Consider the following 12,707-nt stretch of genomic DNA (forward strand, 5'->3'; position numbering starts at 1 on the left):
GTTGGTCAGTCTCTCAGTCCGTCCCGCCCCCCGTCAGCAGCTTCACGCTGCCTTCGCTCTGGCTGCCCAGCAGTCCGGTGGCGCTGTAGATGCCCAGCTTTTGGCGGGTGTCGATGATGTCCAGATTGCGCATGGTCAGCTGGCCGATGCGGTCGGCCGGGGTGAAGGCGGCGTCTTCGACCTTTTCCATCGACAGGCGCTCTGGCGCATAGGTCAGGTTGGGGCTGACGGTGTCCATGATGCTGTAGTCATTGCCGCGACGCAGTTCCAGCGTCACCTCGCCGGTGATGGCGCGGGCCACCCAGCGCTGGGCGGTTTCGCGCAGCATCAGGCATTGCGGGTCGAACCAGCGGCCCTGGTACAGCAGGCGGCCCAGCTTCATGCCGTTCATGCGGTACTGCTCGATGGTGTCCTCGTTGTGGATGCCGGTCACCAGGCGCTCGTAGGCGATGTGCAGCAAGGCCATGCCGGGGGCTTCGTAGATGCCGCGGCTCTTGGCCTCGATGATGCGGTTTTCGATCTGGTCGCACATGCCCAGGCCGTGGCGGCCGCCGATCACATTGGCCTCGGCGAACAGCTCCACCGCGTTGGCGAAGGTCCGGCCGTTCAGGGCCACGGGCACGCCTTCCTCGAAGCGCACGGTCACGGTCTCGGCCTTGACCACCACGTCCTCGCGCCAGAAGGCCACGCCCATGATGGGCTTGACGATGTTCATGCCGGCGTTCAGGAACTCCAGGTCCTTGGCCTCATGGGTGGCGCCCAGCATGTTCGAGTCGGTCGAGTAGGCCTTCTCGACGCTCATCTTGTAGTCGAAGCCGTGGGCGATCAGGTACTCGCTCATCTCCTTGCGGCCGCCCAGCTCGTCGATGAAGCTCTGGTCCAGCCAGGGCTTGTAGATCTTCAGCGCCGGGTTGGCCAAGAGGCCGTAGCGGTAGAAGCGCTCGATGTCGTTGCCCTTGTAGGTCGAGCCGTCGCCCCAGATGTTGACGCCGTCGTCGCGCATCGCCACCACCAGCGCGGTGCCGGTCACGGCGCGGCCCAGCGGGGTGGTGTTGAAGTAGGTGGCGCCGCCGCTCTTGATGTGGAAGGCACCGCACTGGATCGCGGCGATGCCCTCGGCCACCAGCTGCGCGCGGCAGTCGATCAGGCGGGCGATCTCGGCGCCGTAGGCCAGGGCCTTGCGCGGGATCTCGTCGTAGTCGCTCTCGTCGGGTTGGCCCAGATTGGCCGTGTAGGCGCAGGGCACGGCGCCCTTGCCGCGCATCCAGTGCACGGCGGCGCTGGTGTCCAGGCCTCCGGAGAAGGCGATACCGACGCGGTCGCCGGCGGGGATCTTTTGCAGGATGGTTGCGGACACGATCAGACTTCTCGCGCTAGAAGGGAAGCCGGCATTCTAGTTGGCCCGCGCCGGACGGCTGTCTTCAGCCGATGCGCCCAGCCGCGTGGCGAACGCGCCAGCGCCGCCCATGCCCAGAATCAGCTTGTGCGTCGCCCGCGTGGCGGCCACGTAGAACACCCGGGCGGCCTCCTGCTCGTCCTCTTCTGGCGCGGGCATGTGACCGACGCCGGGCAAGACCACGACCGGAAACTCCAAGCCCTTGCTGACCTTCATGGTCATGATCTGGATGGCATCGGCATCGGGTTTGTAGTCGCCGGTGCGCTTGCGGACATTGACCGGCAGCCGGCGCTGCGTCAGGGCGGCGGCGCAGAGGTCCATGGTTTTCCAGTCGGCACACAGCACGGCCATATCACCCCAGGCATGGCCTTCGTGGCGGGCCTGCTTCAGGACGTCGGCGAAGGCCTGCGCCTCCTCTCGCAGGGTCGGCAGGCGGATGATCAGCGGCGCTTCACCGTCGCGTCCGCAGCTGACCGGCTTCAGCAGCGGAATGCCGTCCTCGTCGCTGTCGTCCGGCGTCAGCAGGTCGGCGGCCACGGCGGAGGCGATCTGCAGGATCTGCCGCGTATTGCGGTAGTTGATCTTCAGCACCGTGGTGCGGCCCTGGGCCTGGATGCCCACGCTCTTGAAGCTGAACTGTTTGCTGCGCCGACGCTCGTAGATGCTCTGGGCATCGTCATAGAGCAGCAGCAGGCTGTTGGTGGCCGGATCGACCATCTGCGTCACCAGTTTGAGCCATTCGGGCGCGAAGTCATGGCCCTCATCGATCAGCACGGCCTGGTACTGGCCGCCGGGAATCTGCCGGCGCTCGACGCCGCGTATCACGCCATCGACCAGGGCCTGCACATACTGCTGGCTGCCCATCTGGGCCGGCAGGGTTTGACCGAAGGCCACCAACTGGTCGCGGCACCACTTGTGGAAGTGCCGCACATGGACCCGCCCATCCAGTCCTTTGGCGGCCATTGTGCTCGCCAGCTTGACCGCCAGCGGCTCGTTGAAGCACAGCACCAGGATGGGCTTGCTGCCGGGGCCGCTGGCGCGGGCCAGCACCTCGGCGCGGTAGCCCAGAATCATGGTCTTGCCCGAGCCGGCGACACCGTGGATGACGCGGTGTCCCTCGCCCAGCGATCGGGCCAGCTGCTCCTGCTGAATGTCCATCACGCGCATGATGCTGGGCAGATCGGATTCGGCATCACCCGCCGTGTCGAACAGCAATGACTGCTGGGACTGAACCCGCACCTGAGGAAACATGATCCAGCGCACCCGGTCGCGCTGTGGCAGGCTCATCACACCGCGCATCAGGTAGGGGAACATGCCCCACAGGCGACTTTGCAGGGTTTCGGGGTCGACCGACTCCAGCATCTCGTCCTGGCAGATCACGCGATGGGGCTCGATAGCATGCTGCAACTCGGCCTCCTCGAACTGCTTGCGGCTGATGTTGGGGAACACCACGCCATAGCTCCAGGGGAAAGCGAGCTTGGCCTTGTGCGAGCCTTCCGTGTGCACCAGTTGCGGGTCCGCTTCCAACGCGTTCACGACTTGGTGGGCGTACTGGCGTGCCTGTTCCAGTGGATTGATCACGCGTTTGGGCTGGCCGTCGGCCAGGATTTCCCAGGTCTGCTTGTCCACGTTGAGCAGGGTGCTCAGTCGCCAGTCCTTGACCTCCAGCACCAGGATGCCGCGACGCGGATGCATGACGCAGAAGTCGGGATGAGCATTGCGCGGACCCATAGGCACGTCGTACCAGAGCAGGTAGTCTTCGTCGAGCTTGGCTTCGAGGCGCTCGGCCAGTCGGCGCTCGCCGCCGGTCATGCGCGAGGCGCAGCTGCTCATTGCTGGTATGAGAGTTGCCACTTGAGGTCCCGTCCCTGAGTTCTGTGGTTTGCGGCGATTATGGAAGTGGCGCCGCCTCGCTGCATCGTGGCGCGACCCGGAGAGCGGGAGCAATGCTCACTCGCTCAGGGCTCGAGGGCACTCAGCCAGCCGATGCGGCCCTGGCCCGATTCACCCAGCCGCGCGACCAGTGCCGCCGCCGCGTCCTCGGCCAGGCTGAACTGCAGCTCCACCTGGCTGCCATGGCGCATCTCCAGCAACTGCGCGCCGGCGGCCTCGAGCTCGCGGCGCAGCAGGCCTTCCATCGCATAGGGCAGGGTGCAGCGCAGCGTTTTCAGCTTGAGCAGCGGCACCTTGTCGGCCTTCAGCAGGGCCTGCGCAACCGCATCGGTATAGGCCCGCACGAGGCCGCCGGCGCCCAGCTTGACCCCGCCCCAGTAGCGCACCACGGTGGCCAGCACGCCGTCCAGGTCCTGGTGGCGCAGCACCTCCAGCATCGGCCGCCCGGCGGTGCCGCCGGGTTCGCCGTCGTCGTTGGCGGCGCTCTGGCCGCCGGCCAGCAGGGCCCAGCAGACGTGAACGGCACCCGGGTGCAGTTCACGAAGTTCTGCGACCTTGGCCAGCGCCAGTGCCCGGTCCGCACAGGGCTCGACCCTGCCGATGAAGCGGCTCTTCTTGATGATCAGTTCGCTATCGACGGGGTGGGCGAGGCTGGAGGGCATGGCGGCATTGTCCCCGCCCGTCCGTTCGGCGATCGATCAGGGCTTGCCGGCCAGCAGCTCGCCCAGATGGCGGCGCTTGAGCGCGGCCAGGCTGCCGTCGCGCTGCATCTCCAGCAGGGTCTGGCGCAGCAGCGCGCGGTCGGCCGCCGAGACGCGCTCGCGCGACAAGGCCAAGGCGCCGACCGTGTGCTCCTGCGGCGCATAGGGCAGGGCGGCAAACGCGGCGAAGGCGCGGTCGTTGCGGCGCGCGGCGGCCAGGCTGTTGGCGCCCAGAATCATCGCGTCGGCGCGCTGGGCCTTGAAGGCGCGCATCGCGCTGGGCTGGTCCGGCGCCTCGACGACGCGCCCCTGGGTGCGCAGCGTGTCGACCCAGGCCTGCAGGCTCGGCGTGTGCACATAGCCGCGCACCACCAGCAGCTTGCGCCCGGCATCGGCCGAGAAGGCCGCAGTGCTGCCCAGCCGGGCGGCCAGCTCGGGCTGCAGCAGCACATACTGGCGCGACTCGATATAGGGCAGGAACTCGACCAGGCGCTCGCGCTCGGGCGTGGGCATGGCCGAGACGGTGGCGTCGAGCTGGCCCTCGGCCAGCTGGGCCCAGATGCGCACCCGGGATTCGAGCCGCGTCTCGAAGCGGCAGCCGCTGCGCCGCGCCAGCTCCTCGACCAGATCCTTGTCCAGCCCCTCCCAGCGACCGTTCTCGCCGCGGTAGTACAGCGCGCCGTACTCGTAGAAGCCCAGGGTGTAAGGGCCGCAGGCCAGCACCGAGGGCAGGGCCAGCAGCAGCGTCATCGCCAGGAACAGGGTTCGCATAGGTCTGGTCTCGTTGGGCCGACTCCCTGGCTGGCAGTCTAGGCCCGCGCCCGTGCTGCGACAATCGCCCCATCATGCTGAAGTTCGACCTGCTCAAGACCGAAGGCCGCGCCCGCCGCGGCACGCTCACCCTCAACCATGGTGTGGTGCAAACCCCCATCTTCATGCCGGTGGGCACCTATGGCACGGTGAAGGGCGTGATGCCGCGCTCGCTCGAAGAGATGGGCGCGCAAATCATCCTCGGCAACACCTTCCATCTGTGGATGCGGCCGGGCCTGGACATCATGAAGCAGTTCGGTGGCCTGCATCAGTTCGAGAGCTGGCACAAGCCCATCCTGACCGACAGCGGCGGCTTCCAGGTCTGGAGCCTGGGCGAGATGCGCAAGATCAGCGAGGAGGGCGTCAAGTTCGCCTCGCCGGTCAATGGCGACAAGCTGTTCCTGACGCCCGAGATCTCGATGCAGATCCAGACGATTCTGAACAGCGACATCGTGATGCAGTTCGACGAGTGCACGCCCTATGAGAGCAAGGGCCACATCACCACCGAGCTGGAAGCCCGCAAGAGCATGGAGATGAGCCTGCGCTGGGCCAAGCGCTGCCAGGATGAGTTCGCCAAGCTGGAGAACCCGAACGCGCTGTTCGGCATCGTGCAGGGCGGCATGTTCGAAGGCCTGCGCGATGAATCGCTGGCCGGCCTGGCCGCGCTGGACCTGCCCGGCTATGCGATCGGCGGCCTGTCGGTCGGCGAGCCGAAGGCCGATATGCAGCGCGTGCTGGCCCATATCGGCCATCAGCTGCCCGCCCAGAAGCCGCGCTATCTGATGGGCGTGGGCACGCCCGAGGATCTGGTCGAGGGCGTCAGCCAGGGCATCGATATGTTCGACTGCGTGATGCCCACCCGCAATGCGCGCAACGGCCATCTGTTCACCCGCTTCGGCGACCTGCGCCTGCGCAACGCCCGCTACAAGACCGACGCCGCCCCGGTCGACGCGACCTGCTCCTGCTACTGCTGCGCCAACTTCAGCCGTGCCTATCTGCACCATCTGGACCGCTGCGGCGAGATGCTGGGCCCGATGCTGACCAGCGTGCACAACCTGCACTACTACCTGAACCTGATGAAGGAAGTGCGCGAGTCGCTGGACGCGGGCAACTTCGCGGGCTTCCAGAAGAAGTTCGCCGAGGACAGGGCGCGCGGGGTGTGAGACCTCAGCGCTCAGCCGGGCTCGACCCGGTATTCCCCGCGCTTTTGCTCGGCATAGAAGTGCGTATGCGCCGGCGGCTGGGTCAGCTCCAGGTGTGAGCGCACCTCACGCTCGATCTGCTCGGCCGTCTCCTGGCGCGGGCCGCATTTCTCGGCCCAACTGCGGCCCGGGTGCAGCACGTCCCAGCGCGGGCGCATGCCCTGGTAGCGGCCCTTGCCGGGATCGTGGTTGCCGAAACCGTCGATCAGGCTGTTCCAGATCGGTGTGAACTTGGCGATCAGCAGCGATTCGCCCAGCGGTATCCAGATATCGTCCACCACCAGATAACGGCAGACGAAGTCGGCGATGTCCAGGCTGGGTGTGGCGCGGATGCTGTCGGCATGCTCGCTCAGCCGCTTGTAGAGCGCGCGGGTCTTGACGCCCTCGATACCGATGCCGCCCTTGCGCGCACCCTCGGGAATGGCCTTGCCGACATAGATCGGCGCCTGCGGGTCGTCACCGTGGTTGCGGTGAGCCAGGCGCTCATAGGCCGGTGCCTTGCCCCGGTAATAGATCGCATAGATGCCCGCGCCATGAAAGGCGATCAGCTCGCCCAGGGGCCGGGGCTTGCGCCCCAGCAAGGCCTCGGCCACGCTGGCGCCGAGGTTCTTCTTGTCCAGCGGGTTGTAGGGGATGGCGTCGCTCATGCCGGCTGACCCGTCAGATCCAGGCTGCACAGGGCCATCTGCCGCTGGTCGGCTTCGAGCAGATGCGTGGCCACGCTGGCGGCCACCACCTGGCCCAGCAAGACCGGTACCGCATTGCCGAGCTGGCGCATCGCCTCGCTCCATGAGCCGTGCAGCAGATAGCCGTCCGGGAAGGTCTGCAGCCGGGCCGACTCGCGGATGCTGAAGTAGCGCACCGAGCCATCGGTGCGCACCATCATGTTCTCGCCGCCGGGCACGCCGTGGTCGCCGGCCTTCAGGGTTTTGGCCGGCAGATCCAGCGGGCTGCCGGTATGGCCGGGATAGCTGCGCGCGCCGAGCTGCAGGCGGTGGTTGAAGAAGCTCGTGCCCTCGGTCTCGCGGGGCTCGGCCAGGCCGCGCAGGGCGTCCCGCACGCTCAGCCAGGGCAGCCGCGTTGGCGGCAGGCCCAGGCCGCGCAGGCGCGCTGCCACGGCGGCATGGGGCTTGGACAGCTCGGGCCGGTGCTTGGCAGCGACGCCGTGCCGCTCCCAATACTCCCCGCTGACCCACTGATCGTGCAGCAGCGCGTCCAGCGAATGGGTCTCGTGCGGGAAGGACCAGCGCACATCCAGGTCGCGCCGGAAGCCGACGATGAAGACCCGCTCGCGCTTTTGCGGCACCCCGTAGTTCGCGGCGTTCACCAGGGTCGTGACCAGCTGATAGCTCAGGCCTGTGCCGCCGCGCCGCTTGCTGGTCTTGAAGGCCTGCAGGCGCTTGTGATGGTCGGCCCAGCTTTCATCCGGCTTGCGCTGCAGCTCGGGAAACTCCAGCTGCAGCTGGATGTACTGGAAATAGTTGTGGAAGGCCGCGCGTGTCAGGCCCTTGACGTTCTCAACAATGAAGGCGCGCGGCTTGAGGCGGCGGATGATGTCCACGGTGGCCGGGAACATATCGCGGGCATCGTTGAAAGCCTGATGCTTGCCGCCCATCGAGAAGGGCTGGCAAGGCGGTCCGCCGGCGATCAGGTCGAGCCGGCCTTCCAGCGAGCCGGCATCGAAGTCGCGGATCCAGTGCCGCACATCGCCCTCGAACAAGGGCCAGTCCTTCACCAGCGGATGGCCGCGCTCCTGGTTCTGGCGCACGGTGTCGCAAGCCCAGCGGTCCCACTCGACGATGGCCCGGCTGCGAAAACCGGCCAGGGCCACGCCCATGGCCAGCCCGCCGGCACCGGCAAACAACTCGATCGATGACAGGGACACGGACTTCACTCCTCGGGGGCGGCCATTTTGGGCCCCGATTATGCCGGCCGCTGTTGCGGCAGATCGAGGCGGGCATCGCGCAAGTCAAGCGGCGGCTGCGCCGGGCCTGGCGCCTCGGTCGCTGAAACGAAAAAAGCCCCGGGGGCGAACCCCCGGAGCCTCTATTGCTTGCGAGATTTCTCAGTCGGCGCGGCGGCGGCGCACCAGCAGGCCCACGACACCCAGGCCGGCCAGCAGCAGCGCATAGCTCTCGGGCTCGGGCACGGCGGTGGTGAAGGTCAGATTATCCAGCACGATGCCGTTGCCGGCGATGCCGAAACCGTAGATGTCGGCGCTGGCGCGCTGGAAGCCGAGGAAGCTGCCTTCGTTGTAGCCGTATGCATCGGTGTCGATCGACACGGTGGTCGTTTCCAGCACATTGCCGCTCTGGCCGTAGGCCAGCAGGGTGAAGCTGTTGCTGACACCGTCGATCTGGAACTGGTTCAGATAGGCACCGACGCCGGCCATGCCGCTGCCGAAGCGAAAGCCCAGCTCGCCGCTGTTGCCGATGAAGCCGCTGGCGACAAAGTTGCCATTGCCGGTGGGTGTGTCGACCAGACCGTCGACCGGGTTGCCGCGGGCGCCCCACAGGCCGTTCTCGCCGAGCTCGCGGGCATTGGCACCGAGCTCGGTGAAGGGCGCCGAGGTGAACAGCACGGACTCGCCGACTTCGGCGCCGACATCCTCGGGGCCGGTACCGATCAGGCCGTCATAGCCGTTGAAGGTGATGACCTTGGCGCCGACAAAGCCGGCATCGCTGGTCACGGAGGCGGCATGGGCAGGCAGCTGGGCCAGCAGGGCCAGTGCTGCGGCGGCCAGCGCCAGGGTGGTGCGTTGTTGCATGAGAGTTCTCCTTGAAAGCTGGAATCAGGAACCGACGACGCCGCCGTCGTTCTTGGTGATCACGACCACGCCCGAGCGCGGGCGGCCGAAAGGCAGCGGGGTGACGCCGTCCGAGGCCAGGCCCCACTGGCTGGCGGGCCAGCGCGAGTAGAGCTCGGGGTTGCTGGCCGGCGAGTCCTCGCCCGGATGCTGGATGCCGACAAACATCGTCTTGCCGTCCGGCGTCATGGTCACACCGGTGACCTCGGCATTCGGCGGGGCGGTCAGGAAGCGGCGGGTGGTGCCGCTGTTGGGGTCGACGCAGACCATGCAGTTGGCACCGATATTGACCCAGTCACCGGCGGCATTGCCGGCCTGGTCGGTCTGCACCCAGAGGCGGCCGAATTGATCGAACCACAGGCCGTCCGGCGCACCGTAGTCGGCGCTGCCCTGCGGGTCGTCGACGATATTGCCCTTGTAGTCGTTGGTGCCGGACGGGTGCGCCGTCTTGGCGGTCTTGCTGTCGCCGTTCTGCACGAACAGGTTCCAGTCGAAGCCGGTGGCCATCACGCTGTCGCCGTCCTCGGTCCAGCGGATGATGTGGCCGTAGAGGTTGTTGGCGCGCGGGTTGGCGGCATCCGTGGCCGGGCGGGCCGAGCCGGCGGCGGTGCTGCCATCGGCCGCGTTGCTGCTCGGGATGGCCGAGCTGCCGCGGCGGTTGTTATTGGTCAGCGTGCAGTAGATCTCGACCTTCTGGAAGCCGCCGATGCGCGGGCGGGCGCCGGTCCACTCGGGGCGGTCCATCATCGTCGCGCCGACCGCGTCGGCCGCCATGCGGGTCTTGATCAGGATCTTGGCCTGCACCTCGGCATCGTCGGCACCCTGGAAATGCGGGTTGTCGCGCAGTGCCATGCCGTTGAGGCCGANGGGCGGTCCATCATCGTCGCGCCGACCGCGTCGGCCGCCATGCGGGTCTTGATCAGGATCTTGGCCTGCACCTCGGCATCGTCGGCACCCTGGAAATGCGGGTTGTCGCGCAGTGCCATGCCGTTGAGGCCGATGGTGCCCGGCAGCAGCGCGAGCCACTGGCCGCGCAGCGTGGCGTCAAAGCGGGCCACATAGAGCACGCCCTGGTCCAGCAGATTGCGGTTGGCCGCGCGATTCTTCGGGTCGTACTTGCCGGCGCTGACGAATTTGTAGATGTACTCGTTGCGCTCGTCGTCGCCCATGTAGACGGCCAGATGGCCGTTCTTGTCGACCACGTACTGGGCGCTCTCATGCTTGAAGCGGCCCAGCGCGGTGCGCTTGACCGGCACGCTCTTCGGGTCGTAGGGGTCGATCTCGACCACCCAGCCGAACAGGTTGGGCTCCTTGGGGTTCAGCGCCAGATCGAAGCGCGGATCCTGCTTGTCCCAGGCATAGCCGAAGCCGCTGGCGGTCACGCCGTAGCGGTTGTTGATCACGGCCTGCTCGCCGGCGGGCATCGTGCCGGCGGTGCCGAAGTTGCCGTTGAAATTCTCTTCGCAGGTCAGATAGGTGCCCCAGGGCGTGATGCCATGGGCGCAGTTGTTGATCGTGCCGTAGACCATGCGGCCGTCGCTGGTCTTGCCGGTCGGCACGGTCTCGGTCGGCTTGATCAGGTACTCGTTGGACTGCAGCAGCACATGGCCGGCGGCCGGGCCGGAGACGCGCATCTTGCTGTTGGCGGTCAGGCGGCGACCGTAGGGCGAGTTCTTCACCACCATCCAGCGGCCGTTGCGGCGGCGTGCTTCCAGGATGGAGACGCCATGGGCGGCCTGCGACTTGCGCACATGCTCGATGCTGGCGCCCGGCACACCCATCGGTGTCAGGATCTCCTCATGGGTGTACTCGTTGTTGGCGCACAGCAGGCCGCGGTCGCTGACCGGCTTGCCATCGGCACCGGCGAAAGGCATGAAGGCCATGCCGTCGGTGTGCTCGCCGTACTGGCGCTCCTGGTCGGCGGCGGTGTTGCTGGCATCGGGCGCGAAGGCCGGGCCGCCGGCCGCGATGGCGTCGCCCCAGGCAACGAACAGCTCGGCGCTGTAGCCGGCCGGCACGGTGACGCGGTCGGCCACCGGTGCCACGCTGGCGGGCACGCTCTCGAAGCCGATGCCCGGGAAGCCCAGGCCCGGTGCCACCGGCGCGGCCTGCACCGTGGCGGTCAGGCCCGACAGCGTCAGGCCGCCGGCCGCGCTCAGCGCGGTGGCGCTGACCGAGCCCTTGACGAACAGACGGCGGCTGTCGTCGACCGCGTCGATGACGTCGTGGATGGAAGCATTGCCGGACGGGTTGAGCGTCTCGTCGTTGCGCGGATGGTTGATGCCCTTCATGCGTAGCTCCTGCCTGGTAGGTGGGGGTGTCGGGCCGCCCAACGCGGCCTGTAACAACTCACTATGCGAGGCCAGGGCGACGCGCCCGTGACGAGGTAGAGCCGTTCGGCTCATGGCTTGAGCCGGCCGGCGGGGCTGCAGGCTCAGGGCTTGCCTGCAGCCTTCTCGCGGCGACGACGCGCCAGCCCCAGGGCCGGCAGGCTCAGCGACAGCGCCAGCAGCCACAGTGGCGAGCTGGCGCCGCCACCGCCACCACCCCCCTCGGGTGAGGGGGGCGGCGTGGGCGTCGGTGTCGGCGTGGGGGTTGGCGTCGGTGTGGGCGTCGGCGTCGGGGTAGGTGTGGGCTCCGGGATCGGCTTGCTGCCTTGCAGCGCGCCGCAGCTGTCCAGTGCGGCGCCGCTGAGGCTGGCCGGCGTGCGGGTCGGGGCGGTGTAGCTGGCCGGTGCCTGGGCGTAGCGCAGCGCCTGCTCGGCGTCGAGCAGGCCGGCGCCGCAGCTGCTGGTGCTGCAGCTGCAGCGGCTTGGATTGGCGGCGCTGCAGGCGCCTAGCGCGGCGGCCACGGCATGCGGGCGAGCGCTGATCTTCAGGCCGGCCTCGACCTGGGCCAGGGTCAGTGCCGGATTGGCGGCCCACATCAGCGCGGCCGTGCCGGCCACCTGGGGCGCGGCAAAGCTGCTGCCGCTGACGGCGCCATAGCCCCAGTCGCCGGCGGCGGTCGTGCCCTTGTTGGTGGTCGAGGCGATGCCGCTGTCGGCCAGCAGGCTGTCGCAGGTCTTGCCGCTGTCGGCGTCGCCGCCGGTGGTGGCCAGCTGGATCTCGCTGCCGAAGTTCGAGTAGAAGGCCTTGAAGCCCTGGCGGTTGACCGCCGCCACGCCGAACACGCCCGCGCAGTTGGCCGGCCGGCCCACCGCGCTGCGCAGATTGCCGGCCGCCGCGACGATCATCACGCCCCGGCTGCGCAGCTCGGTAATGGTGTCGCTGTAGAGCTTGGCGGCGGCGGCCACATCGGCGTTGGCATCGTTGACATTGCAGGAGTACAGGCCGGCGAAGCCGATCACCAGGATCTTGGCCGGGGTCGGGTTGGCCGGCACGCCCGCCACCGGCAGGCCGGCGGCCCAGCGCATGCCGTCCACCATATCGGGCACGGCGGCACCGCATTTGCCCGACACCCGCACCGGCAGGATGCGGGCGTTCCAGTTGATGCCGGCCACGCCGGCGGCGTTGTTGCTCACCGCGCCGAGCTGGCCGGCCACCAGGGTGCCGTGCCAGCTGCTTTTCGGGTTGACGATGCAGCCGTCCCACAGCGCCGGGTTGGCATTGAACTCGGCCTGGGTCAGTGCGTCGCCCGGATCGTCGGCGCTGTTGCTGCGGCCGACGCCGTTGTTGGCGTACTCGGCCTTGCTGACGAAGTTGTAGCCGGGCAGGGTGTTGGCCTGCAGATCCGGATGCGCGGTCATGCCCGAGTCCAGCACCGCGATCACCGGGTCGGTGCTGCCCTTGCTGATGTCCCAGGCCTTGGGGAAGCCCGCCAGGCCGGCGCTGCCGGCCGCCGCAGGCTCGCCCAGCCACCACTGCTCGCTGGCGAACAGCGTGTCGTTGGGCACCGCC

Annotated in this window: 11 protein-coding genes; 1 reads left to right on the top strand and 10 read right to left on the bottom strand. The window is 68.1% G+C overall.

The features are described 5' to 3' along the window. Nucleotides 1-13 precede the first annotated feature (13 nt). The 4 genes from argG to PO768_RS09345 all read right to left on the bottom strand — a co-directional run bounded on the left by argG (nt 14) and on the right by PO768_RS09345 (nt 4,761). The gene (gene argG, locus PO768_RS09330) at nt 14-1,357 is read right to left on the bottom strand and encodes an argininosuccinate synthase (protein ID WP_272645835.1); all 1,344 of its coding nucleotides are present in this window, start codon (nt 1,355-1,357) and stop codon (nt 14-16) included. A gap of 36 nt (nt 1,358-1,393) precedes the next feature. Beyond that, nucleotides 1,394-3,208 (bottom strand): DEAD/DEAH box helicase, encoded by a 1,815-nt coding sequence (locus PO768_RS09335; protein WP_272645845.1) that lies wholly within the window; start codon nt 3,206-3,208, stop codon nt 1,394-1,396. A gap of 146 nt (nt 3,209-3,354) precedes the next feature. Continuing rightward, nucleotides 3,355-3,951 (bottom strand): IMPACT family protein, encoded by a 597-nt coding sequence (locus PO768_RS09340; RefSeq protein WP_272645836.1) that lies wholly within the window; start codon nt 3,949-3,951, stop codon nt 3,355-3,357. A 36-nt stretch (nt 3,952-3,987) separates the two neighbouring features. Continuing rightward, on the bottom strand, nt 3,988-4,761 hold the full coding sequence (locus tag PO768_RS09345; protein ID WP_272645837.1) for a substrate-binding periplasmic protein: 774 nt from the start codon (nt 4,759-4,761) through the stop codon (nt 3,988-3,990). Between the two features lie 74 nt (nt 4,762-4,835). Between PO768_RS09345 and tgt the strand changes: the two genes are divergently transcribed. Then, nucleotides 4,836-5,963 (top strand): tRNA guanosine(34) transglycosylase Tgt, encoded by a 1,128-nt coding sequence (gene tgt, locus PO768_RS09350; RefSeq protein WP_272645838.1) that lies wholly within the window; start codon nt 4,836-4,838, stop codon nt 5,961-5,963. Between the two features lie 11 nt (nt 5,964-5,974). On the opposite strand, the gene PO768_RS09355 is transcribed toward tgt, so the two are convergent. The 6 genes from PO768_RS09355 to PO768_RS09380 form a co-directional block, all read right to left on the bottom strand. Next, a complete protein-coding gene (locus tag PO768_RS09355; RefSeq protein ID WP_272645839.1) occupies nt 5,975-6,649 on the bottom strand; it encodes an Eco29kI family restriction endonuclease in 675 nt (224 codons plus the stop codon). Further along, a complete protein-coding gene (locus tag PO768_RS09360) occupies nt 6,646-7,887 on the bottom strand; it encodes a DNA cytosine methyltransferase (RefSeq protein WP_272645840.1) in 1,242 nt (413 codons plus the stop codon). The genes PO768_RS09355 and PO768_RS09360 overlap by 4 nt, the downstream gene beginning before the upstream one ends. Before the next feature lie 180 nt (nt 7,888-8,067). After that, nucleotides 8,068-8,769, bottom strand: coding sequence for a PEP-CTERM sorting domain-containing protein (locus PO768_RS09365; RefSeq protein WP_272645841.1), 702 nt, complete (start codon nt 8,767-8,769; stop codon nt 8,068-8,070). A 24-nt stretch (nt 8,770-8,793) separates the two neighbouring features. Beyond that, the gene (locus PO768_RS09370; RefSeq protein ID WP_272645842.1) at nt 8,794-9,660 is read right to left on the bottom strand and encodes a PhoX family protein; all 867 of its coding nucleotides are present in this window, start codon (nt 9,658-9,660) and stop codon (nt 8,794-8,796) included. Beyond that, nucleotides 9,594-11,213 (bottom strand): PhoX family protein, encoded by a 1,620-nt coding sequence (locus PO768_RS09375; RefSeq protein WP_442953205.1) that lies wholly within the window; start codon nt 11,211-11,213, stop codon nt 9,594-9,596. Before PO768_RS09375 ends, PO768_RS09370 begins: the two co-directional genes overlap by 67 nt. Nucleotides 11,214-11,242: 29 nt before the next feature. Next, nucleotides 11,243-12,707 (bottom strand): S8 family serine peptidase (locus PO768_RS09380; RefSeq protein ID WP_272645844.1); only part of this gene is annotated, 1,465 nt, incomplete at its 5' end.

The sequence above is a fragment of the Paucibacter sp. XJ19-41 genome (assembly GCF_028462495.1).
GTDB lineage: Bacteria > Pseudomonadota > Gammaproteobacteria > Burkholderiales > Burkholderiaceae_C > Roseateles_E.